The organism is Massilia psychrophila, assembly GCF_002760665.1.
In the GTDB taxonomy this organism is placed as follows: domain Bacteria; phylum Pseudomonadota; class Gammaproteobacteria; order Burkholderiales; family Burkholderiaceae_D; genus JAFCUW01.
Map to the genome: position 1 here is coordinate 36,879 of NZ_PDOB01000015.1, position 25,994 is coordinate 62,872.

Genomic DNA, 25,994 nt, shown 5'->3' on the forward strand with positions numbered 1-25,994 from the left:
ACCCTTTAGAAGCAAAATCGGGTCTGACCTCTCGCCGGTCGACGACCCGAAGCCGATCGTCTCGTTCAGCTGCTCGCAAGGCGCTAATCGAACGCCCACAAATACAGTACGTCGAACGCTGTATTCGTGCCGGTCTGCACTTGCAGCGTGATGCGCGGATTGAGTTTGTAGCGCAGTTTGACTAGGCTCGATGCGGTGGTGGCGCCTTGCTCGAAGCTCAAGAAGGCGCGCGACGAAATCCGCTTGCCGACCGTGACCACGGTCGACTCGAGTCCCTTGGCCTGCGACAGGCCCAGTTCGTCGACGCCGAGCGAATTGGCCAGGCGCGACTGGAAGCCGCCGCTGCCGCCTTTGCCGCCCAACAGCGCGCCCGCGGCGGCGCTGAGGACGCCCGCTTCATTGCCCGACGTGCCTTCCATGCCGTGGCCCAGCACCAGCCATGACAGCTTTTCGCTATCCGGCACTGACGGCGTCGACACCAGCTTGGCGACCGGCGCCAAGGCGGTGCCGCGCACTTCGACGCCGGCTTCGACATTCGTCTCGCTCAGTTGCTCGGCTTCGGGGCGCTTGCGCACCGCCAGGAGGTTGAGCGACGGGTTGTCGAGCGGGCCGCTGAAACTGAGCACGCCGCGTTCGATCGACAACTTCTGGCCGTAGGCATCGTACTTGCCGCTGACGACGCGGATGGTGCCGTTGGCACGCGGCGCCCGCCCACCGGCGGCGCGGATCCGCAACACGCCGGCCAGTTCGACGTCGGCGCCCATGCCGCGCAGCCGGAAAGCGTCGCCCAGGTCGGCCTCGACGTCGACCGTGAGCGGCATCGATGGCGCTTCCTTGACCGGCAGGCCGGCTTTGCCGCGGCCGAGCACGACGACGTCATCTGACAGTACCGGACGGCCTTGCGGCGCCAGTTCGACCAGCGCGCGGTCGGCCCTGAATTTGCCTTCCAGCGCAAAGCGCTTGGCGTCGCGCGTGAGCGTGCTTTGGCCGGTGATGACGAGAGTGCGGTCGGGACGCGACAGTATCTCGAGCTTGTCGGCCACGAGTTTGAGGTTCATGCTCGCCTCGCCGCCGGCGAAGCGCACCGCGCCATCGGCGATTGCGCGGCCCTGCACGCCATCGAAGCTCAAGCGCTGCAGCAGCAACTGGTCGCCCGCCAGTTGCGCCCGCAGTTGCCCATTGCGCAGCTTGACGCCCTGGTCGGTCCAGCGCAGCGCGAGGTTGTCGCCGCTCACGCTGCCGTTCAGGCTCGGCGCGCCGACGGTGCCGGCGCCGGCCAGCTCGAACTTGAGCGTGCCGTCGAGTTCGAGCGCCGGCTGGCCGGTCAAGGGCGCGAGCCAGGCAATCGATCCCATGTCGCCCTTGGCGCTCAGCTTGAGCGGGCTGTCGTTGCCGAGCCGGCCGGCCACCATCTGCGCGGTAGCGTCGACCCTGGCACGGCCGGCGCGCGCACCGTCGATGTCCACCTGCATGCGCAGGACGCCGCCGGCGACGTCGGCACGGGCATCTAACTGGCGCAGGCCGAGCGCCACTGGCACGTCGGTGCCGGCGACCAGATCGCCTTTTTCACGGAACACGTGAACCATGCCGCTCAAGGCCGGCGCGCCGCCCGCCACTTGCGCGCCGGTCATGTCGAGCCCCCATTGCGCGCCCAGCGTCAGGTCGCCAGACAGGTTGTCGCGCATCCCTTGCGAAAATTGCGCCAGGTAGTTTAGCGGCACGCCGGTGGCGATGCCCTTGCTGGTCCAGCGCGCGCCGTTCTTTTCCAGCGACTGCACAGTGACGCTGCCCTCGGGCAGTTTGATCACCGCGTTCGACAGCGAAATCTGCCCGGGCCGCGCCAGTCCCATCACGCCCGAGCCAGGCGCGCCGGCCAGGCGCAGCGGCGCCGGCGCCTGCAGCGCGAGGGCGTAGCGGCCGGTGTTTTGCAGCTTGTCGATGCTGCCGGTCCAGGCGCCGGCGTTCCAGCCGCCGTGCACGTCGACGAGCGCGTTGAAGTTCTCGCCGCGCCCGCTGAGCTGGATGGTATGAGCGCCGCGGGTGCCGGTGGTTTGCAGGCGGGCATTGGCGACCCGGGTAGCTGCGCCGCTTGTGCCACCTATATAGTTGGTGATTTCGACGTCGCTAATAAACGGATCGGCCGCGCCTTGTCCGCTGCCAACGCTGGCGCTGGCGCGCAGCGAGCCGACCTGGTGCTTGCCGGGCAGGCGCAGATTTTGTCCCTCCAACGCGAGTTTCAACGCCGGCGCCTGCATGCTGCCTGACAGCCTGCCCGACCCTTTCAAAGCGCCGCTGAAATCGGGGCCGAGCGCGACCAGCTGGCCGGCGTCGATGCGCCAGTCGAGCGCGTCGCCCGCGGCGCCGAAGCTGCCGCGGGCAGCCAGTACGTTGGGGCCGATGTGCAGGTCGACGTCGGCATTCGACACTCGCTGCTTGTCAACAGTCAATTTTGCGTAACCCGACAGCGGCGCGTTCGACAGCGTCGACGGCTGCAAGGCCAGGTTCACCGCGCCGCGCCAGTCGGGCCCCAGCCGCCCGCTGGCGTCGAAGCTGCCGTTGATGCTGCCTGCCAGGGGCGAGCCGAAGGCAGCCGGATTAAAGCGCTGCGCGCTGCCGCTGGTTTTGAGTTCGACGACGCGGCCAGGGCCAGCTGGCGTCAGCCACGCTTCGCCGCTGGCGTGTAGCAGGCCGTTGTCGGCCTTGCGGGTGCCGGCAGCCCAGCCGAGGCCAGTGGCGTCGACGACAAAGCTGGTGCGCGGCGCGGCCAGGGTGCCGGTGACGGCGCCGTTGGCACTCACCACGCCATACAGGTCGGCGCGCGCGGCGCTCAGTTGTTTGGCGTCGACCTTCCACAGCAGGCGTTCGCCCGGCGCGCCGAAGCTGCCACGCAAGTCGACCGTGTTGCGGCCCAGCGCCAGGGTGGCGACGACGTTGCTGACGTGAGCGGCGTCGGCGTCGAACTTGCCTTTTCCCGACAACGGCTGGTTGAACAGCCGGCTCGGGCGCAGCGCGAAATCGGCCGCCACGTTCCACGCCGGGGCAGCATCGCCGGCCGCGTTCGCACTGCCTTTAGCGTTGATCCCGGCGTTGATGTCGGCTTGCGGATAGTCGCCGAACGACGCCGGATTGAAGTGCGCGGCGTTGGCGGTGATTTTAAAAGCCTGCTCGCCGGTGAGGGCGGCGGTGCCGGCCAGGTCGATCCTGCCGGTGCCGGCAGCCAGCTGCGCCCGCTCGACGGTGAGCAGGTTGTCGGTCAGCGTGGCGAGGGCGTCCAACCGCATGCCGGACTCGGCCAGGCGCGCGGTGAAAGTCTGGGTGGCGCCGGCATTGGCCACCTTGATGTCGCCGGCGATGCTGGTGCTTTTGAGCCGGCTGTGCAACATTTTAAGGTCGAGGCGGTCGGTGTGCAGCGCGAATTCGGCGGTCCCGATGCCATTGTCCTCGGCCGTGCGCGCCACCGTGCCGGCGCCGGTAAACTTGCCGGCCACGCCGAAGTCGACCAGCACGTCGCTCATTTGCAGCGCGCTCAAGCTGCCTTCGAGCTTGCCGCGCATCGCGCGCAGCGGCAGGCGCTGTTTGTCGAGGGTGCCGGCCGGACCCGCGTTGTCGACGCTGACGCTGCCGGCGACGTCGCGATTGGCTCCAATGCGCGCCGCGATCGCGATCGTCAGGTCGGCGCTTGGCAGGGCCGGATTGAAAAAGCCCGGGTCGATGCCGCGGCCGTTGATCGTCAGCGCACGCAGCGCGATCGGCTCGAACGGCGCCAGCGAGAATGTGGCGTCGCCGCTGGCCGCGCCCGACTGGCCGTTCGCTGCCAGCTCGGTGGCGGTCAGGTCGCCGCTGGCGCGCAGGTTCAATTGCGCCGGTTTCTGACCGCTTTTCAGCGTTGATTGCGGCGTCGATTGCGGCGTTGATTGCGGCGTCGATCCGGTCAGGCTGGCCGTGGCGTCGAGCTTGAACGGCCGGTTCACGCCGATGCTGCCGTTCGCCTTTGCCAGGCCGACCGGCGTCGTCGCGCTGGCGTCCTCCAACAGCCACTGGCGAGTGTTGCCATGCAGCTTGAAGCGCACGTCCGACAGCACCGTGCCGACAGGGGGGGCGCCTTTGGCGCCCAAAGTGGTCGCCGCATTGGTGCCGGCAGGCGCGAGCGGGATCATCGTCAGCTTCGCCAGTTGCGCGTCAAGGATCGCCAGTTCGAACGGCGGCGCCAGGCTTGCAGGCATCTTGGCCGGGCCGCTGTCGCGCAGCGTCTGCATGGTGAGACTGGCCACGCGCAGCTGGTTGATAGCGATGCCTTTCGACAGGTACTGGAACGGCGACCAGGAGATGTCGATGTTGTCGCCGGTGATCAATTGGTCGGGGCTGCGAAACACCACGTGGCCGAGGTGCATCGAGCCGTACAGCGAACCGCTGACGCCGGTGATGACGATATTGCCGCCGCTCGATGAGGCGATTTTCTGCGCCAGCGTCTGCAGTGTCGATTCGCGCCCGAGGTACCAGTAGGCGCCGGCCAGCAGCGCGCCGGTGACGACGACGCCGACGGCGACCCGGCGCGGCCAGCGCCGTGGCCGGACCGGTGGCAGCGCCTTGCCTGCGGGTGGATGCGGCGGGGTATCGGTAGCGGCCATCAGAAAGTGAATCCAAGTGAGAAGTGCAGGCGGACTTGCTTGGCCGCCTGGCCGTAGGCAACGTCGACGTTGATCGGGCCGACCGGGCTGCGCCAGCGCGCGCCGATGCCGTAGCCGGCTTTTGGGCGCAGGTCGCGCAGCGAGTCGGCGGCATTGCCGGCGTCGACGAACACGGCGACGCCGTATGGCGGCCTGAACCAGTACTGGTATTCGGCGCTGCCGGTGAGCAGGTAGCGTCCGGGGACGATGGCACCGCTTTCGAGCACGCCCAGTTCCTGGTAGGCGTAACCGCGTACCGACTGGTCACCGCCGGCGCGAAATAGGAACGTGCTCGGCACGCCGAGCTTGCGCTTCGAGACGACGGCGCCGGCCTCGGCGCGCAGGACCAGCGTGCCGGCGGGTCCGATCGGGCGGAAGTTGACGAAGCGGCCGGTGGCGCGCAGGAAGCGTTCGTCGGTGAGCACCGGCAGCACGGCGCCGCCGAACTGGGCGTTGAAGACGTAGCCGCTGGTGGGCGAGAGCAGGTTGTCGAGCGCACGCCTGGTGATGCTATAGGTCAGCGGCACGCTCTTGCTGCTTGTTTCCGGCAGGTCGTCGACCTGGCGCTTCTCGTGCAGGACTTCGACGGTCAGGCTGCGCTCGAGCAGCGGCGAGCCCCAAGACCTGCGCGCGGCCACTGTCGTCACGTTGGTGCGCTCGCCGCGCAGGTCGTTGCGCTCGAAGCCGCCGCCGAAGCTGTCGTTGTAGCCTTTCGGCGTGGTGGGAAAATAGAAGTCGGCGCGCGCGGTCTGGCGCAGCGTCTCGAAAATGAGCTTGCTTTTCAGGCGCAGCCCGCGCACGTTCAGGTCGTCGTACGTCAGCTGGGCGCGGTTGCCGGTGTTGGTCGAGTAACCGAGGCCGGCGGCAACGTTCCTCTGCTTGTTTTCGGTGACCCGCACCAGCACCGGGGTGGTGACCGGGCCGGCGGCAGCGGCAGCGGCAGCAGGCGCGTTCGGCGCGGCGCCCTTTTGCTCGTCGGTCATGGTCTCGATCGATTCGTCGAGCAGGGCGCTCATGTCGGCGCTGACCTCGACCCCGCTGAAGTAGCCGGTGTCCTGCAGGCGCGCCTGGAACGCCTGCAGCGTCGCCTCGTCGTATTCGTCACCCGGCTTGATCTGGTTCAGGTTGGTGATGACGGTGGGCGGGTAGCGCTTGAGCCCTTCGATGCGCAGGCCGCCCAGCTGCACTTCGGGGCCGCTGTCGACGACCACGCGCAGCAGCGCACGGCGCATGTCCGGGTCGACCGTGGCGTTCGATTCGACCAGTTGGGCGCGCGGATAACGTGTCTGCATTACCTGGCGCAGCAGGTTGCGCTTGGCCACTTCCCAGTCGGCCTGGCGAAAGCGCTGGCCGACGCCCAGGCTCCAGCGGCGGCGCAAAGCGTCGGCGTCGAATTTGACGCTGGTCGGCGCCAACGGCTCGAACCCTTGCAGCACCAGGTCGACGTCGCCCACCAGCACCGGCTGGCCCGGGTCGACCATCACCCGCGCTTCCAGTGCGGCGCCGCTGGTGTTCAGTGCCGCCGTGACGTTCGGCGAATAATAGCCTTCGGTGGCGACCAGGGTGCGCACCTGGTCCGGCGTGTTTTTGACAAGCCGCTGCAACTGGTCGCGGTCCAGGCGCGGGTTGCCGCGCCAGCGCACCAGGTCGAGGTTATCTTGCAGCAGTTCTTCGAGCGGGCGCGGCGCGTCGATCCGCACCGTGTAGCTGACGCCCTGCGCGTACGCGCTGGCGCTGGCCAGCATGGTGAACACGGTCACGCCGATTTGTGCCAGAATTCGGGGCGCTGGCAGGGATCGGTGGTTTGGTCGTGCGAGAAACATGTCGCTCCATTCGGGAAAATGCTGAGCCCATCTTACCGGATCGGCAAAATTGATGGCGAACGGTTCACCTTGCGGAAAATCCAATTCATGTTGCACACCGATACTGCCCTGGTCCTGTTTAGCGGCGGCCAGGATTCCACCACCTGCCTGGCCTGGGCGCTTGGGCGTTACGCGCGCGTCGAGACGATCGGCTTCGACTATGGCCAGCGCCACGCGATCGAACTGACCGTGCGCCCGGCCGTGCTGGCCGGCGTGCGCGCCTTGTCGCATGAGTGGGACGCGCGCCTCGGCGAAGACCACGTCGTCGACCTGTCGGTGATCGGCCGCATTTCCGAAAGTGCGCTCACCAGCAATGTCGACATCGCCATGCAGGAAAACGGCTTGCCGAACACCTTCGTGCCGGGCCGCAATTTGCTGTTCATGACGGTTGCCGCCGCGCTGGCCTACCGGCGCGGCCTCAACGTGTTGGTCGGCGGCATGTGCGAGACCGATTTTTCCGGCTATCCGGATTGCCGCGACGACAGCATGAAAGCGCTGCAGGTGGCGCTCAACCTGGGCATGGCGACGCGCCTGAAGATCGAGACGCCGCTCATGTGGATCGACAAGAAGCAGACCTGGGAGCTGGCAAAAAGCGCCGGCGGCAGCGCGCTGGTCGACCTGATCCGCGAGCAGACCCACACCTGCTACCTGGGCGAGCGCGGCGCGCTGCACGCCTGGGGCTATGGTTGCGGCACCTGCCCGGCGTGCGAATTGCGCGCGCGCGGCTACGCGCAGTTTGCGGCCGGCATGGCGGGCGTGATTGCAGCGGCACCAGTTTCTTAGTCCGCGCCGGCGCTTATTCGGTCAAAACCGAGGGCGCAATGCCGCGCAAGCAGCATGGTATGATGCTTGCCCCAGCTCCAGGTGATGTAACTACGGGGCGCCATCAAAGTCCAACGTACGCCACGCGTGCAAAGAACCACCTCATGCGCCTCGCCATCCTGACCGACCTGCACGCCAACCGCGAAGCGTTGAGCGCATGCTTGGCGCACGCCGAACAACAGAAGGCCGACCAGTATGCGTTTACCGGCGACTTGGTCGGCTACGGCGCTGATCCGGCATGGGTGGTCGATACGGTGATGGATTACGTGCTCCATGGCGCCGCGGCGGTGCAGGGCAACCACGATTATTCGGTCACGCGCGACACCCGTCCGCACATGCACGCCGAAGCGCGCGAAGTGATCGACTGGACGCGCGGCCAGCTCAACGCCGGCCAGCTGGCCTTCCTGGCCGGCCTGGCGCTGACGGAAGAGCGTGGCAACATGCTGTTCGTGCACGCCAGTGCCTTCGAGCCGGTCAAATGGGAATACGTGACCGGTGTCGCCGAGGCCGAGCGCAGCTTGCGTGCCACGCGCAGCCGGATGGTGTTTTGCGGCCACGTGCACACGCCGGCGCTGTACCGCCGCGCCGACGACGGCCGCATGGGCAGCCATGCCCCGGCGCCGGGCAACCGCATCGCCATCAAGCCGCAGCACCAGTACCTGGTGATTCCAGGGGCGGTGGGCCAGCCGCGCGACGGCAATTGCGCGGCGTGCTACGCCATGTACGACGACGTCACGCGCGAGCTGACGTACTTCCGGGTGCCGTACGACCATGGTGCGGCGGCGCGCCGGGTGATCGCCTCCGGGCTGCCGATCGTGCTCGCGATGCGCCTGATCGAAGGCATTTGAGGCTGTGCAGACCCGGGTTCAGCTGAGATTCGGCTTGAGGCGGTTGCGGCGCGCGCGGCCAACGAAAAACCAGATGATGGCGAGCGGGATCAACAGCGGCGAGACCAGCGCCGCCACTACCAGCGCCAGGGCGGTGACGATCATGACGCCGGGCGGGGCGTCGATCTCCTCGCCGTCGAAGTCGAACGTCGCGTCGGACGAATCACCGAAAACGTGCCACGCCAGCAGGAAAAACAGCACCAGGACGACGAAGGGGCGAATCTTTTTCATGTTTGGGCCTCGTGGTGGCGACAGGCTGCACGTTTTGCGGGCCGGGCCGGGCGCCGACCAATCGCACCGGCGTGAATCGGCGTAAATTTCGACGCATCGGCGGTTTGCCTTGAATTACGCATCACACTGCCTATACTGAACCCTTGCTTTGTCGAAGGGGATGCCATGCACGTTGTCTTTCACGCACCGCACGGACGGTGGCCTGCGCAGTTAGGCCTCGATGGTCCGAAAGGGCCGCCATCGGCGCCGCCGGCGATACCGCCGATCATTATCAATCCATTCAGCTACCATTCGCCGTCACCGGCGATCGACCCGCCCGTGCCGCCGCTCGGGCCGCCGCTGATGCCGCCGCCGCGCCCGCGCCAGCGCCTGTGAACACTGCCCGCCTTGCGCGGGTTTTTTTTCGTGGCGGCAAAACCCGCATGGTCGCACGCAGGCTCCCCGATTAGGTAAAATGGGACTTCGAACGGCCCGCCGAGTCAACGCGGCACCCTCAGTTACCGAAAGTTGGAATCAATGATAGACAACGCAGCAGGCCACGAGCCGGATCAAGATAACGAACCGGATGCCGACGCACTGGTCAACGAACCACGACTGTGGAAGGGCAACGGCTGGACCGCGCGGGTGATCAAGAACGACGACGACGAAGGCTGGGCGGTCGCCATGATCAAGGACGGCGAGCCGGAGCCGGCGCTGGTCGGGCCGTGGACGATGGGCCGCGACAAAAAGAATCCCAAGCCGCTCGACACCAACGCCTTCCACACGCTGGTCAAGACCGCCAATGAAGTGCTGCGCCGCCACGAACAGCAGTTGCACGCCCAGTTGCACAAGAACACCTATGTGTACGCCAATGGCGCACAGCTCAAGGTGACGCTCGATATCGTGCCCGACGACGAGCATCCCTACGCCTTGCTGAGCGCGTTCGACGACGCCGGCGAGCGCCTAGCCCAGGTACGGGTGGCGGCCAGCTTCAAGCTGTCGCCGTCGAGCGCCACCGAGTGGATCGAAAAAGATTTTCGCGCGCCGCGCTGAAAAGCGACACTTTTACGCCTACCAGCTTCCAATTTGCACGATGGCCCCGGCGACCCGGCCGGGGAACTGTTAATATTTACTTAATTTATTGATTTAAGGAAAATAGATGGAAAACCGTCTCAATCGTCTCGAAACGGTCCAGGCGACACTGCTCGAGATCGGGCAGCTGTCGGCCAGTTGCAGCGATATTACCGAATTCATTGGCGCGGTGCACCGCGCCCTCGGCCGCATCATGTACGCCGCCAACTTTTACGTGGCGCTGGGTGACCATGATGACGGCACCGTGCGCTTCGTCTATTTTGTCGACGAGGCCGACGCCGCCCCCGACCCGGAAGAAAAAATTACGCTGGCCTCGCCCGAGCAATCGCCCACCGCCTGGGTGATGCTCAACCGCCGCACCCTGGTGATGACGGCCGCCGAACACAACGCGCGCGGGCCGGATGGCAATGGCTGGGGCGTTGGCAGCACCGCCGAGCACTGGATGGGCTGCCCGCTGCTCGACCAGCAGCACCAGGCGCTGGGCGTGATCGTGATCCAGAGCTACTCGCCCGAATATACCTTCAGCGACGAGGATCAGGCGCTGTTCGCGCTGCTGGCCAACCATGTCTCGAACGCGCTGCAGGGCATGCAGAGCATGGACCGGCTCGAACGCGCGGTGCAGGAGCGCACCGCCATGCTCGAGCAGCAGAACGCCGCGCTCTCTACCGCGATGACGGCGCTGCGCGAAGCACAGTCCGAACTGGTGCGCCAGGAAAAGCTCGCCTCGCTGGGGCGGCTGGTGGCCGGCGTCGCCCACGAAATCAACACGCCGCTGGGAATTTGCGTGACTGCCACCAGTCATTTGGTGCAGGAACTCAAGCTCACGCGCGAAGAACTGGCCGGCGGCGCGATGACGCAGGACAGTCTGGAAGAGTTCCTCGGCATCGTCGACCAGTCGCTGCGCATTCTTACCACCAACACCCAGCGCGCGGCGGCGCTGGTGCGCAGCTTCAAGCAGGTGGCGGTGGACCAGTCGTCGGACGCCATCCGCAGCTTCAACCTGAAAACATACATGCACGAGGTGCTGCTGTCGCTGCAGCCGAAACTGAAAGGGCGGCCGGTATTGGTGGAGGTCGACTGCGCGCCCGATATCGTGCTCGACAGCTTCCCGGGCGCGGTGTCGCAGATCCTCACCAACATGGTGGTCAATTCGCTGGTGCATGGCTTCGAGCACGAGCAGGCCGGATCGATCGTGATAAAAGCGGCGCGGGACGGAGAAACAGTGGTGCTCGACTACAGCGATGACGGCGCCGGCATGGATGCCGACACGCTGGCCAAGCTGTTCGATCCGTTTTTCACCACGCGGCGCGGCAGCGGCGGCAGCGGCCTGGGCGCGCACATCCTGTACAACCTGGTGACCGGGCCGCTGGGCGGAACGGTCAAGGTGAACAGTGCGCCGGGGCAGGGATTGCGCTATCGGCTGCGGTTTCCGCGCAGTAGGCGCAAGGAGACAGTGGTGGTGTGAGGCGGCGCGGCGGCGGGTCCCGAAACCGTCACATTGTGCATGTCGTCCTTGCGGATGAGGGGTGTCGCAAAAGGCCGCTCAACTCTAGATCCGTCGTCCTCGCCATTGGCGAAAACGCCTCCCCGCGCACGCGGGTGTCGCAAAAGGCCGCTCAACTCTAGATCCGTCGTTCTCGCCATTGGCGAAAACGCCTCCTCGCGCACGCGGGTGTCGCAAAAGGCCGCTCAACTCTAGATCCGTCGTCCTCGCCATTGGCGAAAACGCCTCCTCGCGCACGCGGGGACCCAATTTGCCCGATTAGTTGACCATTTTTTTAACGGACGAAGCCAGGCATTGTCGAGATTCGTGAAAAATTGGGTCCCCGCATTCGCGAGGACGACGTGTTAGTTGTGGCCATTCGTCTTTTTGCGACACCCCTCGGATGCGGGGACCCAATTTGCCCGATTAGTTGACCATCTTCTTAACGGACGAAGCCAGGCATTGTCGAGATTCGTGAAAAATTGGGTCCCCGCATTCGCGAGGACGACGTGTTAGTTGTGGCCATTCGTCTTTTTGCGACACCCCTCGGATGCGGGGACCCCATTTCGTGGCAACACGATAAAATGGGTTTCGCGCCTGCGCGGGAATGACGGTCTTGAGTTTGGCGGCGAAACGCCGCTTCAATCCGGCCAGCGCCGGTTGATGTCGAGCACCTTGTCCATGTTGGCGATCAGCAGTTCGACGTACTGTGGGTCCAGGTGGTGGCCCGACACGTCGCGCAGGTGGGCGGTGATTTGCTCGATCGGCCAGGCATCTTTGTAGCAGCGCTTGTGGCTAAGCGCATCGAACACGTCGGCGACGGCGACGATGCGCGCGTAACGGTGGATGTCGTACCCCTTCAAGCCCTGCGGATAGCCGCTGCCGTCGAATTTTTCATGGTGCTGGTAGGCGATCACGGCGGCCGCTTTCAGGATCGGGCGCGACGAGCCTTCCAGGATCGACAGGCCGACCGCCGGATGCTGCTTCATGATTTCCCACTCGCTCGGGGTCAGCTTGCCCGGTTTGAGCAGCACCGAATCGGGCGTGGCAATCTTGCCGATATCGTGCATCGGTGCGGCGTGCATCAGCACCGTGGTTTCGTCGTCCGGCAGGCCGGATGCCTGGGCCAGCAAAAAGCACACTTGCGACATGCGGCGCACGTGGTTGCCCGCTTCATTGGAGCGCGACTCGACGACGTCGCCCAGCCGTAAAATCAGTTCAGCCTGGGTGTCGGTGATCTCCTGGCTCAGCAGGATATTGTCGAAGGCGATTGCCACGCCCGAGCAGAACACTTCGAGCAGTTGGGCGTCGATGTCTGAAATCTCATCGACGCCCTTGAGCACCAGCAGCGACGCCTTGCCGCTGCTGTTCGGGAAGAAGCCGACGTAGGTGTCGCCGTGCAAGCGCGAGATGCGATTGTGGCGCGCCTCGTCGAGCTTGGCGATCAGTTCCGGGCAGATCACGTCGTTGCCGAGCTCGCCAATCTGGGCGAGGATTTCGTATTCGGTTTCGCCCGTGATGAGGCTGGCACCGGACAGGCGCAGCAGCATGCTTTGCTCGAGGTGCAGCAGCGCGACGACTTGCTGCAGCAAGCCGCTGGCGAAGTCTTTCAGGTTGCGTTGCTGGAAAATATGGGCGGATGCGGCGATGACGCGCTCGAGGCCCTCACGGTAAGTTACCGCCGCCAGGCGTGCGTCTTCGACCTTCATGATGTCGCGGTAGGCGCGCAGCGCGGCGAAGGTGGTGGTGAACAGCTTGGTGCGGTCGAGCTCGGTTTTTTCCTTGTAATCGTTGATGTCGTAATCGACGATCACGCGTTCTTCCGGCGCCTGGCCCGGCTGGCCGGTGCGCAGCACGATGCGGGTGAACTGGTTACCGTGCTCCTTGCGCATCCAGCGCGCCACTTCCAGCCCGCTGTCTTCCTTCTCCATCACGACGTCGAGGAAGACCAGCGCGATATCGGTTTCGCGCGCCAGGATTTCCTTCGCTTCGGCGGCGCTGTAAGCGTGCAGGAAAGCCAGCGCCCGGCCGTCAAGTCGGAAACGGGCCAGCGTCAGCTTGGTGACGTCATGGATATCCGGCTCGTCGTCGACGAGCAAGACTTTCCATGGGACGAGCTTGGGCGCGGCAGGCGACAGGAAGGACATAAACAATTTCCGATACCGGTAAAATTTTAACGCGACAATAAAACATATTGCCTGTATGCAGGCTTTAGCTTGATTGTAGTATGAGAAATGCCCATTAACAACATCAATGTCGCGCGCTAACGCAAGCCAGGCATCTCCGGCAGCTGGCAAACGGCGTATATTAAGGTGCTGGCACGCAGCGTGAGAGAAATCGACCATGAACATGTTATTGAAGAAGATGGCGCTGGCAGGCCTGTTCGCGCTATCGGCCGGCGGCGCCTCGGCTGCCGTCACGGTGGCGTTTTCGCATCCCGAAAAGTACGGCGACCTGCCGTTTTCGCCGAGCGACCGCGAACAGGTACTTAAGGATCTAGGCGAGTACTTCGTCTCATTAAGCCGCGACTTGCCGCCGGGGCAGGAGCTGCGCGTGGAAGTGACCGACCTCGACATGGCCGGACGAATCTATCCCAATTTCCGTGGACAAGACCTGCGGGTCCTGCGCGGCCGTGCCGATTGGCCGCGCATGGCGCTGCGCTACAGCCTCGAGTCGAACGGCCGGGTCATCTCCAGCGGTGAGGAAAACCTGAGCGACATGGCCTACCTGGAGCGCATCAACCGCTATTCCGATGGCGATACGCTGCGCTATGAAAAGCGCATGATCGGCGATTGGTTTAAAAATAAGTTTGTCGTCCGCAGGCAGGGGTGATGACGGCAACGGCACGGCGCGCGGGTCGCTGTGCCTGGACATCAGCGTCACCTTCGATTCGGGCGCATACCAGCTCTCGTCAGACACCGTAATGGCATTGCGGTTGCCGATTTCGCCGGCGGCAATCTCGTAGCTGCGCTGTTTGCCCTCGGCCTTGATGCCTTGTAGTTATAAAAAACAAAGCCGGACTTGGCCATCGCTACCAGCGTCCTGTCGCGCGGCCCGGGTGATGCGGAAAGTGAGGTCGCCGCCGTATTTATTAAAATCCATGACGCCCACGTCGAACAGCAGGCCACCGTGCGCGTGCGCTTCGGCGCGGTAGATGGTGGCGAGGTCGGTGACGATCATGCCGCTGCCGTCGCGCTCGGTTTCGGAAATCATCGAGATCATCGCGTCGTTGCCTAGCTGTACTGGTCTCCGGCGAAGTCGAGATACAAGCGTGCCATGTGCACATTGCCGCCGTGAAGTTAGCCTGGGGCCGCGCCGGCGCGGACGAGCTTGTAGACAATCCCGGCGGCGCTGATGATGTACAACTCGCCATCGGCGTCGCGCCCGAACGAGACGATGGCGCCGAGCTTGCCGACGTCCCAGTCGGCCTGCGCGCGCACGCCGGCACTGGCAGCCGTACCGCTGGCGACAACGCTTTTTAAAAAGCCGGCGCAGTAATCGGAATAGAAATACTGCCCCGCCAGTTCGGGAATCGCCCGGCCGCGGTAGACATAGCCGCCGATGATCGAGCAGCCCGTTGCGTGGTCGTACTCGAAGGCCGGCGCGGCCAGCCCTGCGTCGGCGCCGGGGCAGCTGGCGGCGTTGAAGCACAGCGTTCCTTCACGGATGTTCCAGCCGTAGTTCAAGCCGCCCTGCGCTACTTGGCTGATGTTGACTTCCTCGCGGCTGCCCTGGCCGACGTCGGCGATGGTCAAGTTGCCGCCGTCGAAAGCGAAGCGCCAGGGATTGCGCAGCCCGGAGGCCCAGATTTCGGCGCGCCGGCCGGCTTGACCAACGAATGGGTTGCCGGGCGGGATGGTGTACGGCGCGCCGGCGGTGGCGGCGCCAACGTCGAGCCGCAGCAGCTTGCCGAGCAGGCTGGCCGGGTTCTGCGCGTTGCCGGCCGGGTCGCCCGCGCCGCCGCCGTCGCCGGTGCCAAGATAAAGGAAACCGTCGGGGCCGAAGGCGACCAGGCCGCCGTAGTGGTTGGTAAAGCCGGGGTGAGCGATGCGGATGATTTCCAGCACCGCGGTCGGGTCGGCCAGGCCTGGATTGGGCGACACGCTGCGCCGTTCGACGACGATATCGCCGGCGCGGTCGGTATAGTAGATGAAGAACTTGCCGTTGGTGGCGAACTGCGGATGGAACGCCATCGACAGCAGCCCGCCTTCGCCAGCGACCGACACGCGCGCGCTGACGTCGAGAAAGGGTAAGGCCAGCAGCGCGCCGTTTTGCAAGATGCGGATGCGGCCGGCGCGCTCGACGATGAACTGGCGCGGGTCGCCGGTCGGCGCGGTGAGAAATACTGGACTGTCGAGCCCGGTTGCGACTTGGCGCGCCGCCAACAGCAAGGGCGCCGTCGGCGTGGGCGCCGGCAGCGGCGCGTCGGCATTGCCGGGCATGCCGCCGCCACCGCCGCAGCCGGCCAGCAAGGCCAGCAAGCTCCCCAGTCGCGCCACCGGTAGCCGCCCTACAGCACGCGTGTGTCCGACCTGCATGGATGCTTCCCTGTGTGGTCAAGCAGATAAAACTTTATGCCGTGCGGCGCGCGCGGTCTGTGCGCCAACGCACGACGGGTCGCGGTGCGGATCATGGCGCGCTTCATGCGGCATCCAGGCGCTGGTTGCTGACCTGGGCCGAGGCCGACTGGATCTTGCCATCAACGACTTCATAGATGACGACCATGTCGACCCGGCCGGCGCCTTCGGGAAATGTGCGGGTCACTTCTTCGTGGTCGATGACGATGTTGCCCATCACCACGCGCTGCAGCAGGCGGGCGTGCAGGTTCGGTTCGGCGAAGCGCTGCGCCATCCGTGCGCGCAGGTCGGCCGCGCCGCTGGCGAGCAGCGTGGCGGGATGGGCGAACTGGCGGGCATCCAGGGCGTAGGTGGCCAGCAGGGCGTCGAGGTCGCGGGCGTTGTAGGCGTCGAGCTGGCGCTGGACGATGGTTGCGGGGTCAAGTGCAGAGGCGGTAGCAGGGTCGATTGCGGTCATGGCGTTGGGGCGGTGGGTTGGCGCGCGGCTGCGTCCGACGATTGTACTGTGCCGTGTTGTGTCGTCCGGAAAAACCGTCAGGACGCCAGCATGGTTTCGAATTCCGGCGCCGGCATGGCACGGCCGAACAGGAATCCCTGGCCGAAGTCGCAGCCTGCGCGCCTGAGCAATTCGGCCTGCTGACGCGTTTCGATCCCTTCGGCGATGACCCGCAGGCCGAGCTTATGGGCCATCACGATGATCGCTTCGCACAGCGCGACGTTAGCGGCGTCGCATTCGAGGTTGTAGACAAACGATTTGTCGATCTTGAGGAAGTCGAGGGCGAACCTGCGCAGGTAGGACAGCGACGAATAGCCGGTGCCGAAATCGTCGAGCGTGATCTCGACGCCGGCCTGCTGGAATGCCAGCAGCTGCTTGAGCACCTCGGCGTCCGACGACAGCAGCAGGCCCTCGGTGATTTCGATGCCGATTTCCGGCACCGCCGGCACCTCACCCGGCTTGGCCGTGCCGAGCCAGTTGCGGCAGTTCGCGCCGTTGCCTTCGTAGAACTGCAAGGGCGACACGTTGACGTTGACGGTCAGGTGCGGATCGCGCGTGCGCCAGTGGCGCGCCCGGGCCAGCGCTTGCTCGTAGACCCAGTTGCCGATGCGCGAGATCAGCCCGGCATGTTCGGCGATCGGGATGAATTCGGCCGGGCTGATGTCGCCGCGTTCCGGATGGTGCCAGCGCAGCAGCGCCTCGGCCTTGCGGACCTTGCCGTTGACAAGGTCGACGATCGGCTGGTAATACACTTCGAGCTGGCCGTTCTCCAATGCGCGACGCAGCTCGTTACTGATCGCCATGCGGTTTTGCGCCGCGTCCTGCATGCTCGACTTGAAATAGGTAAAACGGTTGCGTCCGCGTTCCTTGGAGCGGTACATGGCCTGGTCGGCGTTGCGCAGCAGCTCGCCGGCGCTGGCGGCGTCGCGCGGATAGATGGTGATGCCGATGCTGGCGGAAATGTAGGCGGTTTCTGCGCCGATCATGAAGGGCCGCGCCAGGTCGTCGCACAGTTTTTGCGCGATGTCGGTCACCAGTTCGATGTCGTGCAAGTGAGCCAGCGTGATGGTGAATTCGTCGCCGCCGAGCCGGGCCACGGTGTCGCTTTGGCGGACGTGGCCGCACAGGCGCTGGCCGACCGCTTTTAATAGCAGGTCGCCGGCCTCATGGCCGCGCGTGTCGTTGATTTCCTTGAAATGGTCGAGGTCGATGAACAGCAGCGCCAGCGGCAAGCCGCTGCGCTGCGAGCGCTTGATGTCGAGCTCGATCCGGTCCTGGAACACGCTGCGGTTGGGCAGGCCGGTGAGGCGGTCGATGTTCACTTCGCGCAGCGCCTGCTCGACCAGTTGGCGGTCGTGCACTTCGCGGCTGAGGGCATGGGCCTGCTGCTGGAGACCGGCCACGGTGCGCTGCAGGGCGTCGCGCTGGGCGGCGGGATCGTAGCTTTCGGCCGGCAGCACCTCATTGTGCAGCGCGCACACGTCGTGGAAGATGCCGGTGTCGCTGGCCGAAGGAAAGGCCGACAACGGATAGGCGCACAGCATGTTGAAATCGACTTGGTCGAGCAGCAGGTTGATATAGCGCTCGGCACGGACGGCGGTGTCGTGGACGATGTCGGACGGACAATGCGCGCAGCCTGGCCTGACACACAGCAGCGCCGCCATTTCGCCGCAGAAGAACAAATCGCGCGCGCGGTCTTGGGTGGCCTCAAGGATGAGGTCGCCGATGCTGGCGCGAAAGCGCTCCTCGTCGAGATGGCCGTCTTCCATATACGACGCCATCGCCACGTTGACGTCGATCCTGGTGTAGTGGCCTTCGGTGGCCTTGCCGCTGGCGTCCAGCAGGCCGCGCCCGGCCAGCAACCGTTCGAGCTGCGCCAAGTGCTCGCCGGTGGCAGCGGCGATAGCGCGGTTGCCGCCGATCAGCGCGGCGCCGACGTAGTCCGCCAAGACTTTGATAAGAAAAGTCTCGTTGTCGTAAAACTGTACGGTATGCGCACCCATGAATGTTCTGCCTGACCTCATCAATCTACTTGGACACTTCGGGCGCGATTCGGTTTCGGCTATTTTTGGGGCGGCGACCGATACACGGTTGGCGCGCGGCGCGCCCTGGCGACGACGCCGCGTGCGTCAAACACGACAACGTATTCGCCGTAGCCGGCCGGCGTTGTAATCAGGTAACGCCATACCTCGACGCCGCTGTCGAAGCGGATCGCGGTGGTGGCGCCAAACCGGGCCAGCAGCATTGCCCGGGTGGTCACGCCTGGCTGCACCGCCTGGTCGATGGCGTCAATCGGCACGACCGTGCCGGGTGGGGCCGCCAGGGTGGTGGCGCAGCCGGCCAAAATCGCCGCGCACATGAGAACGTACATGAGAACGCACATGAGAACGTACAAGCGAGCGCAAAAGCGCTTCATGGCGTCTTCCCGGCTTGGTCGTCGATGAAGTCGAATTCGACCAGCGTGTCGTCGGGCCAGCTGCGGTCCCAGATCGGCGCGTAATAACTGCGCTCGAGCAGCACCTGGCAATCGCAGTAGGGCAGCGTTTCAGCCGTCTGGTCGCCGGCCGCGTACAGCATCGTGAACGGCAGCGCTTCCACCCGGGTCCCAAAGCGCACAGTGACGCCGTAGATCGGCCGCTCGGCAAAGAACAGGTAGTTGCCTTCGGGGCTGGAGCAGACCTGGTCGGTGTCGGTCAGCAGGTTCGACAGCCAGCCGAACACCGGCGCGCTGTTCGAGATCAGGCCGGCGTCCATGCCGGCCTTGCATTCGAGCCGCAGGTCGCCGAGCCGGCGCACGCCGTCGAGCAAACCAGGAGTGCGCACCGATACGCGCCACGTCATGCTGTCGGTCTTGCGGTTGGCCAGCACGGCGGCGTCTTCGCGCAAGGCTTGCTCGTTACGCGGCAGCACGAAACTGTTGTCGTCGGCCACCGGCACCGGCACGGTAACGGTGTCGCCGGCAATGCGCAACGTAATGCCGGTCATTTTCGCCGTCGATATCCGCCGCAGCAGACGGAATCGCAACGTCGCGGCAGGCGCCAGCGCATGTTCGCGCTCGAAGCGTTCCATCCCTTTTATCATTTTCCGGTAGGATTTGTCGACGGGGTCGCGGGTGCTCGACACGGTGACGCTCTGGATCGGCTGCGGCTCCTGGGCCAGCGCTGGTGCGTTGCAACAGGCGGCCAGCACGAGGGCACAGGCGATGAGGGCGTTCGGATGGTGCAAGTAAATAAACATCATGCTCAAATAATATGCCGATCGCCGATCGCCGATGGCGGGACGCACCACTGAACAGCCCGCTTACCAGTGGCGCAGGCGGCCCGTATCCATATGGACGAACTGCGAATCGGGATAGTAGCCGACCCCGCCGCCGCCGACGCGCAGCGCGGCCTTGTGCAGCGACGCCAGGTCGCGGCCCGGAATGCGCACGTCGATCGCCTTGCCGTCCAGGTGCATGCTGTGCTTGGCGACGCCGCTGGTTTTCTCGGCCAGCAGCTGGTTCGAGGCCGGCGAACGGTAGCCCGATATGATGTGGACGACGCTGTTGGCGCCGACGGCGCTGCTGACCTGGTCAAGCAAAAGCAGCAGCTTCGGATCGATTGGCGCAACTTGGTTGTTGCGATGGTCGCGCAGCAGCTGGTTGATGTCGTCCATCGCGCCGGGCACGAATTGGCCTTCTGCCCAAAACACGGTGCGCAGCGATTCGCCGGTGTGCGTGTTGTACATGCGCAGGGTGCGTTCGTGCGGCGTCGCCAGCAGGGGCGCCGCTGCCGGCGCCGCGCGCACTATGGCGGGAGCGGCCAGCACTGAAGCGAGCATGGCGGAGCTTTTTAGAAATGAGCGGCGGTGGTTCATGATACTTCCTCACGCAGGTTCACAAGAATCCATCATACAGGCATGCCGCTTTGGCTGTTGTAAATGTTTTAATGGCAATATTGTTACGCAGAAAAGCAGCCGTGGCCGGCGGGAAAAAACCATCCGCATTAAAATTGGTTCTCCCTTTTTTCATTGTACATCGCAAAAACATGATTCCCTTGTCCGTGCTTGACCTGTCCCCGATTGCCGAAGGCAGCGATGCCGCCCAATCGTTTCGTAATTCGCTGGAGCTGGCGCAGCACGCCGAACGCTGGAATTACCAGCGTTTCTGGCTGGCCGAGCACCATGGCATGCAAGGCATCGCCAGCGCCGCCACCGCCGTGCTGATCGGCCATGTCGCCGGCGGCACCAGCCGCATCCGGGTCGGCGCCGGCGGCATCATGCTGCCGAATCATTCTCCGCTGGTCATTGCCGAGCAGTTCGGTACGCTGGCGTCGCTGTATCCGGGCCGCATCGACCTTGGCCTTGGCCGCGCGCCCGGTTCCGACCAGCTTACCGCGCGCGCGCTGCGCCGCAACCTCGGTTCCGACGCCGACGAGTTCCCGCAAGACGTCGCCCAACTTCGGGATTATTTGTCCGACGCGCCGCGCCAGCAGGTGCTGGCGGTGCCGGGGCAGGGGTTGAAAGTACCGCTGTGGATACTCGGCTCGAGCCTGTTCGGCGCCCAGCTGGCGGCCGCGCTCGGCCTGCCGTACGCCTTTGCGTCGCACTTCGCGCCGCAGCAGATGATGCAGGCGGTGGCGCTGTACCGCGCCACGTTCAAGCCATCGGCCCAACAGGACAAGCCGTACGTGATGCTCGGCTTTAACGTGTTCGCCGCCGACACCGACGAACAGGCGCAGTTGCTGGCAACGTCGATGCAGCAAGCCTTCGTCAACCTGCGCAGCGGCCGTCCCGGTAAGCTGCAGCCGCCCAAGCCGGGCTACCTCGAGAGCCTGGGGCCGCAGGAACACGGCATGCTCGAACAGGTGCTGTCGTGCTCGGCCATCGGTTCGCCCGACACCGTGCGGCGCGACCTGGAAGCGTTCATCGCGCGCACTGGCGCCGACGAGCTGATGGTGACGTCGCAGATCTTCGATCAGACAGCGCGGCTGCGCTCGTATGAAATTACCGCGGGCGTGCGCGACGGCAGCGCCTGATTTGGTAGGGTGACGTGGAAATATTTACACATTGCATAGGCGAAAAGGCAATAAAGTGACATGCGCACCGGTCTGGATCCAGACCGGCGCGCTGGCTCATTTTAATTTTTCGTCGCACCAATCGGCTTACCCAGCCGAAATTATGGAGGTAAAGCATGACCACGTTTATCCGCACCAGCATCCTGGCGGCGTCGATTGCCATGATCGTCGCCGGCGGCCTGACCCAAGGGGTGGCTCACGGCGCCCCCGTAGTCCAGCCGGCCGGCAAGATGGACATTGCCATTCCCGATGTGCCGTACACCAAATTCGTCCTCAAGAATGGGCTGACTTTGCTGGTGCATGAAGACCACAAAACGCCGGTGGTGGCGATCAACACCTGGTACCACGTCGGCTCGAAAAACGAAAAAGCCGGCAAGACCGGATTTGCCCACCTGTTCGAACACCTGATGTTCAGCGGTAGCGAGAATTTCAACAAAGGCTACATCAACGCCATGGAGCGCATCGGCGCGACCAACCTGAACGGCACCACCAACCAGGACCGCACCAATTATTTTGAGAACGTGCCGACCTCGATGCTGGACTACGCGCTGTTTGCCGAGAGCGACCGGATGGGCTACCTGCTCGGCGTGATCGACCAGAAAAAACTCGACCTGCAGCGCGGCGTGGTGCAAAACGAAAAGCGCCAGCGCGAAAACCAGCCGTACGGCGTTGCCTACCAGCTGCTGACGGAAAACACCTGGCCGGCCGGCCATCCGTATTCGTGGACCGTGATCGGCTCGATGAAAGACCTCGATGCGGCGTCGATGCCGGACGTGCACGAGTGGTTCAAGTCTAATTACGGACCGAACAACACGACCTTGGTGCTGGCCGGCGATATCACGCCGGACGTGGCGCGCCAAAAAGTGGAAAAATATTTCGGCGACATTCCAGCCGGCCCGCCGCTGGCCAAGCACGCGGCGTGGATCGCCAAGCGCACCGGCACCCACCGCGGCCTGGTCCAGGACCGGGTGCCTCAGGCGCGCCTGTACCGCGTCTGGAACGTGCCGGGCGCGCATACCGCGAGCGAGCCCTTGCTCGACCTGGCGGCCCACGTGCTGGGCGGCGGCAAGACGTCGCGCTTCTACAAGCGGCTGGTCTACAAGGAGCAGCTGGCCACCAGCGCCTCGGCCAGCAACGACTCGTCCGAAATCGCCGGCCAGTTCGAGCTGACGCTGACCGCGCGTCCCGGCGTCGACCTGGGCCGCGTCGAAGCGGCGGGCGACGAAGAGTTGCGCACGTTAATGAAAAGCGGTCCGAGCGCGGCCGAACTGGAGCTTGCCAAGACAGCGATTTTGGCCCGCTATACCCGGATTGTCGAGCGGGTCGGCGGCTTCGGCGGCAAGAGCGACTTGCTGGCGTCGTGCGCGACCTTTACCGGCAACCCCGACTGCTACAAGGACTACCTCAAGCGCATCAAGGCGGCCACGCCGGCGCAGGTGAAGCAGGCGATGAATGAATGGCTCAGCGACGGCGACTACGTGCTTGAAGTGAAGCCGTTCCCGACCGGCCTGTCGAGCACCGCCAAGCTCGATCGCAGCAAGGAGCCGGCGATGGGCGCGCCGGAAACCTTGAATTTGCCGCCGATGCAAAGAACCACCTTGTCGAACGGGCTCAACGTGGTGCTGGCCGAACGCCATGCGGCGCCGGTCGTGAATTTTTCGATGATGGTCGACAGCGGCTACGCCGCCGATTCGCCCGAGTTGCCCGGTGTCGCCAGCCTGTCGCTGCGCATGCTGGAAGAAGGCACGCCGACGCGCGGCTCACTTAAAATCGGCGAGGAGTTCGAATCGCTGGGCGCCAATTTTTCGGCCAACAGCAACCTCGACGGCGGCTTCGTCCAGCTCAACGCGCTCAAGGCGACCATGCCGAAAGCGCTCGCCGTGTACGCCGACATCGTGCTGCACCCGGCCTTCCCGCAAAACGAGCTGGAGCGTTTGAAGAAGGACCAGCTGGCGGCGATCCAGCGCGAAAAAAGCAATCCGAATGCGATGGCGCTGCGGGTCATCCCGAGCCTGTTGTACGGCAAGGACCATGCTTATTCGCTGCCGATGAGCGGGACCGGCACTGAAACCTCGGTGGCGCGCATTTCGCGCGATGATTTGGTCAACTACCACCGGACCTGGTTCAAGCCCAACAACGCCACCTTGCTGGTGGTTGGCGACACCACGCTGGCCGAGGTGACGCCGCTGCTGGAGAAGGCGTTCGGCGGCTGGAAGGCCGGCGCGGTGCCGAAGAAGAATGTGGTCGAGGTGGCGCAGCCGGCCAAAACGGTGGTCTACCTGATCGATCGCCCGGGTTCGCAGCAAAGCGTGATCTACGGCGTGCAGCTGGCGCCGCCGCGCAATTCGCCCGATTCGGTGCAGCTGGGGGTGGTCAACACCATCTTCGGCGGCAGCTTCAGTTCACGCATCAACATGAACCTGCGCGAAGACAAGCACTGGTCGTATGGCGTCGGCTCGCAGTTGCCGCCGGCGGTCGGCCAGCGGCTTTACATGAGCAGCTCGCCCGTGCAGACCGACAAGACGCGCGAGTCGCTCCATGAGCTGGTGATGGAATACGCCAACGTCGCCGGCGGCAAGCCAATCACCGCGGCCGAGCTGCAAGATGCGCAGACCAACGCCACCCTCGGCTTGCCGGGTTCGTTCGAGACGGCCGGCCAGCTCAGCAGCGCCTATTCGACCATCCTGCAGTACAAGCTGCCTGAAAACTACTTCAATACCTACACCGGCACGGTGATGGCAATGACGCCGGAGCAGACCAATGCCCTGGCGGCACGCACCATCATGCCGGGCAAGCTGGTGTGGGTGGTGGTGGGCGACATGAGCCGGGTCGAAGCGGGCATCCGCGAGATGAAGCTGGGCGAAGTGCGCAAGATCGACGTTGACGGTAATCCGGTGCAGTAAGCCACGCGGTACAAAAACGACAGCCCCGCCGGCACCACGCCGGCGGGGCTGTTCAGGCGCTGTATTTTACCTGGAGCGCAACGGCGACACTGACGAAAAAGCGGACCGGCGCCTCAGCTACAAAGGCGAGCCGGACGCGGCGGCGCTGGGCTTCGATTTCAAGATGGCCAAGTCGCATCCGTAAAGCGCAACCAGGCTCATTGCTTGCGGTGCTCGAGGAACCAGTCGAACAGGCCGGCTTCGCCGTACGCATAAACCCAGGCGTCGCTATGGCCGGCCCCGGGCAGCACCGTGTATTTGACGTCGCCGCCGGCCGCCTTCAGCGCGGCCACCATGCTGGCCGACTCGCGCTCGGGCACCGACTTGTCCTTCAGGCCGTGGAACACCCAGGCCGGCACGGCTTTCAACTGGCCGATGCGCAGCGTGTTGCCGCCGCCGCAGATCGGCGCGATGGCGGCGAAATAACCCGGGTAGTTCATCGCCAGGTCCCAGGCGCCGTAGCCGCCCATGCTGATGCCGGTCAGGTAGACCCGGCTGCGGTCGACGTTGTACCTTGCCAGCACCTCGTCGAGCATGGCCTTGAGCAGGTTGGCGTGCCACCATTCGCCGCTTGGCACCTGCGGCGACACCACCATGAACGGGAAGTCCGGATCCTTGTCGGCCAGCGCCGGCGGCCCCCAGGTCTTTACCTTGTCCAGGTCGTTGCCGCGTTCGCCCGATCCGTGCAGGAAGACAATCAGCGGCACCGGAGTACCTTTCGCCGAGTACGTTTTCGGCAGGAAGGTTAAATAACTGAGTTCGGCGTGGACCGTCATCGTCCGCGCCTTCTGCTGCGGCGGTGGCTGCGCCTGGGCGGGGAAGCCTGCCGCCAAGGCCAGGACGCCAATGAGCAGGTGGTGCAAGGCGAAGTTGGGCATGGTCGCGGCGCGGCTAGCAAGGGTAAGGGCCAGGCAGGAGAAAGCCAACCGTTGCAGGTTGGCTTTCTCCTGACGAAGCGGCGCAATTGGCCGCTTCATACGGGGGAGCTACCGCGCAGCGCTCAGGCAGGACTTCATGAACGATTTACGCTCGTCACCTTTCTTGCCGGTGGCGTCAACGTTGCAGCTCTTCATTTTTTGCTGCTGGGTCATCGGGGCCGGCGCCGACAGGCAGGTCTTCATGAAGGTCTTGCGCTCATCGCCTTTTTTGCCGGCGGCATCGGCGTTGCAGGTCACCATCTTGCTTTGCTGGGCAGTCTTGGCCGCTGGCGCGGCCGTGGCTGCGCCTGGTGCGACTGTTGCGACTGGTGCGGCAAAGGCGGCGGCGGACATCGACAGGGCGACGCAGGCGATTAAGATTTTCTTCATGATGGTATCCCGGGGTGATGGCGCAGGTGGGCACGCCGATGATGGTGAAACTCATGATGCGACACAATGACGAAAATGACAAGTCGCCTATTTCCGAACCCAATCCTTCGCCAACGGCAGCCGCTTCCGAGCCGGTTCGGCCAGCACGTTTAAGGGCCCCTCTTGCCTTTTCGCCAAGGGCTGCTAACCTAGGCTATCCATCGTTCATACAACGATAATCAAGGAGAACACCATGGCATATGTCGACGGTTTTATAGTTCCGGTACCCAAAGATAAGATCGACGCCTATCGCGACATGTCGCGCGCATGCGGCGCGGTATGGCGCGAATTGGGCGCGTTGAGCTTTCGCGAATGCATCGCCGACGATGTCAAGCCGGGTCAGTGGACGTCGTTTCCCCAGGCCGTCAAGCTCGAGGAAAACGAGGTGGTGGTGTTCTCGTGGATCGAGTTTAATTCGCGCGCCGAGCGCGATGCCATCAACCACAAGGTGATGAACGATCCGCGCCTGGCCGAATTCATGCAGGCCGGATCGATGCCGTTCGACGGCAAGCGCATGATCTATGGCGGCTTCGAAAACCTGGTCGAATTGTAAGCC

At 64.6% G+C, this 25,994-nt stretch carries 21 protein-coding genes and 1 pseudogene; 9 read left to right on the plus strand and 13 right to left on the minus strand.

Annotation, left to right across the window (positions count from 1 at the left end):
- Window positions 1-83 precede the first annotated feature (83 nt).
- Both CR103_RS11295 and CR103_RS11300 read right to left on the minus strand, forming a co-directional pair.
- Entirely contained in the window at window positions 84-4,628 is a 4,545-nt protein-coding gene (locus CR103_RS11295) for a translocation/assembly module TamB domain-containing protein (protein WP_099916086.1), read from the minus strand.
- Window positions 4,628-6,412: an autotransporter assembly complex protein TamA gene (locus CR103_RS11300; RefSeq protein ID WP_229443018.1), complete on the minus strand. Its 1,785-nt coding sequence runs from the start codon at window positions 6,410-6,412 to the stop codon at window positions 4,628-4,630. Before CR103_RS11300 ends, CR103_RS11295 begins: the two co-directional genes overlap by 1 nt.
- 165 nt (window positions 6,413-6,577) lie before the next feature.
- Here CR103_RS11300 and queC point away from each other — a divergent pair, with 165 nt between their 5' ends.
- Together queC and CR103_RS11310 are read left to right on the plus strand one after the other, a co-directional pair.
- Window positions 6,578-7,312, plus strand: coding sequence for a 7-cyano-7-deazaguanine synthase QueC (queC, locus tag CR103_RS11305; RefSeq protein ID WP_099916146.1), 735 nt, complete (start codon window positions 6,578-6,580; stop codon window positions 7,310-7,312).
- Between the two features lie 143 nt (window positions 7,313-7,455).
- Window positions 7,456-8,199: a metallophosphoesterase family protein gene (locus tag CR103_RS11310; RefSeq protein WP_099916088.1), complete on the plus strand. Its 744-nt coding sequence runs from the start codon at window positions 7,456-7,458 to the stop codon at window positions 8,197-8,199.
- An 18-nt stretch (window positions 8,200-8,217) separates the two neighbouring features.
- Here CR103_RS11310 and CR103_RS11315 read toward each other — a convergent pair whose 3' ends face one another.
- On the minus strand, window positions 8,218-8,469 hold the full coding sequence (locus tag CR103_RS11315) for a hypothetical protein (protein WP_099916089.1): 252 nt from the start codon (window positions 8,467-8,469) through the stop codon (window positions 8,218-8,220).
- Between the two features lie 165 nt (window positions 8,470-8,634).
- Here CR103_RS11315 and CR103_RS11320 point away from each other — a divergent pair, with 165 nt between their 5' ends.
- The 3 genes from CR103_RS11320 (at window position 8,635) to CR103_RS11330 (ending at window position 11,005) form a co-directional block, all read left to right on the plus strand.
- Complete coding sequence (locus CR103_RS11320; RefSeq protein ID WP_099916090.1) at window positions 8,635-8,844, plus strand: hypothetical protein; 210 nt, start codon at window positions 8,635-8,637, stop codon at window positions 8,842-8,844.
- Window positions 8,845-8,985: 141 nt separating this feature from the next.
- Window positions 8,986-9,501 (plus strand): hypothetical protein, encoded by a 516-nt coding sequence (locus tag CR103_RS11325; protein ID WP_099916091.1) that lies wholly within the window; start codon window positions 8,986-8,988, stop codon window positions 9,499-9,501.
- Window positions 9,502-9,607: 106 nt separating this feature from the next.
- Window positions 9,608-11,005 carry a GAF domain-containing sensor histidine kinase gene (locus tag CR103_RS11330; protein ID WP_099916092.1) on the plus strand — a complete coding sequence of 466 codons (1,398 nt, stop codon included), beginning with the start codon at window positions 9,608-9,610 and terminating at the stop codon, window positions 11,003-11,005.
- A gap of 659 nt (window positions 11,006-11,664) precedes the next feature.
- Here CR103_RS11330 and CR103_RS11335 read toward each other — a convergent pair.
- A complete protein-coding gene (locus CR103_RS11335; protein ID WP_099916093.1) occupies window positions 11,665-13,170 on the minus strand; it encodes a response regulator in 1,506 nt (501 codons plus the stop codon).
- Between the two features lie 196 nt (window positions 13,171-13,366).
- Here CR103_RS11335 and CR103_RS11340 point away from each other — a divergent pair, with 196 nt between their 5' ends.
- Window positions 13,367-13,855: a DUF3016 domain-containing protein gene (locus CR103_RS11340; RefSeq protein ID WP_099916094.1), complete on the plus strand. Its 489-nt coding sequence runs from the start codon at window positions 13,367-13,369 to the stop codon at window positions 13,853-13,855.
- Between the two features lie 47 nt (window positions 13,856-13,902).
- Here the strand turns inward: CR103_RS11340 and CR103_RS11345 are convergent.
- From CR103_RS11345 to mepK, 7 genes and pseudogenes are all read right to left on the minus strand, one after another.
- Window positions 13,903-14,245: pseudogene (locus CR103_RS11345) on the minus strand (thioesterase family protein).
- Between the two features lie 77 nt (window positions 14,246-14,322).
- The gene (locus tag CR103_RS11350; RefSeq protein ID WP_099916095.1) at window positions 14,323-15,561 is read right to left on the minus strand and encodes a PQQ-dependent sugar dehydrogenase; all 1,239 of its coding nucleotides are present in this window, start codon (window positions 15,559-15,561) and stop codon (window positions 14,323-14,325) included.
- A gap of 103 nt (window positions 15,562-15,664) precedes the next feature.
- The gene (locus tag CR103_RS11355; protein WP_099916096.1) at window positions 15,665-16,057 is read right to left on the minus strand and encodes a nuclear transport factor 2 family protein; all 393 of its coding nucleotides are present in this window, start codon (window positions 16,055-16,057) and stop codon (window positions 15,665-15,667) included.
- A gap of 77 nt (window positions 16,058-16,134) precedes the next feature.
- Entirely contained in the window at window positions 16,135-18,099 is a 1,965-nt protein-coding gene (locus tag CR103_RS11360; RefSeq protein WP_180279355.1) for a putative bifunctional diguanylate cyclase/phosphodiesterase, read from the minus strand.
- A 59-nt stretch (window positions 18,100-18,158) separates the two neighbouring features.
- A complete protein-coding gene (locus CR103_RS11365; RefSeq protein WP_099916098.1) occupies window positions 18,159-18,467 on the minus strand; it encodes a hypothetical protein in 309 nt (102 codons plus the stop codon).
- A 41-nt stretch (window positions 18,468-18,508) separates the two neighbouring features.
- Window positions 18,509-19,336: a hypothetical protein gene (locus CR103_RS11370; RefSeq protein ID WP_229443019.1), complete on the minus strand. Its 828-nt coding sequence runs from the start codon at window positions 19,334-19,336 to the stop codon at window positions 18,509-18,511.
- A 60-nt stretch (window positions 19,337-19,396) separates the two neighbouring features.
- On the minus strand, window positions 19,397-19,951 hold the full coding sequence (mepK, locus tag CR103_RS11375) for a peptidoglycan L,D-endopeptidase MepK (protein WP_099916099.1): 555 nt from the start codon (window positions 19,949-19,951) through the stop codon (window positions 19,397-19,399).
- A gap of 170 nt (window positions 19,952-20,121) precedes the next feature.
- Between mepK and CR103_RS11380 the strand changes: the two genes are divergently transcribed.
- Together CR103_RS11380 and CR103_RS11385 are read left to right on the plus strand one after the other, a co-directional pair.
- On the plus strand, window positions 20,122-21,111 hold the full coding sequence (locus CR103_RS11380; RefSeq protein ID WP_099916100.1) for an LLM class flavin-dependent oxidoreductase: 990 nt from the start codon (window positions 20,122-20,124) through the stop codon (window positions 21,109-21,111).
- Window positions 21,112-21,266: 155 nt separating this feature from the next.
- The gene (locus tag CR103_RS11385; RefSeq protein ID WP_099916101.1) at window positions 21,267-24,053 is read left to right on the plus strand and encodes a M16 family metallopeptidase; all 2,787 of its coding nucleotides are present in this window, start codon (window positions 21,267-21,269) and stop codon (window positions 24,051-24,053) included.
- Between the two features lie 197 nt (window positions 24,054-24,250).
- Here CR103_RS11385 and CR103_RS11390 read toward each other — a convergent pair whose 3' ends face one another.
- Window positions 24,251-25,069 (minus strand): carboxylesterase family protein, encoded by an 819-nt coding sequence (locus CR103_RS11390; protein WP_218968473.1) that lies wholly within the window; start codon window positions 25,067-25,069, stop codon window positions 24,251-24,253.
- A 9-nt stretch (window positions 25,070-25,078) separates the two neighbouring features.
- Window positions 25,079-25,399: a PsiF family protein gene (locus CR103_RS11395; protein ID WP_099916102.1), complete on the minus strand. Its 321-nt coding sequence runs from the start codon at window positions 25,397-25,399 to the stop codon at window positions 25,079-25,081.
- Window positions 25,400-25,631: 232 nt separating this feature from the next.
- Between CR103_RS11395 and CR103_RS11400 the strand changes: the two genes are divergently transcribed.
- Entirely contained in the window at window positions 25,632-25,991 is a 360-nt protein-coding gene (locus tag CR103_RS11400) for a DUF1428 domain-containing protein (protein ID WP_099916103.1), read from the plus strand.
- Window positions 25,992-25,994 lie beyond the last annotated feature (3 nt).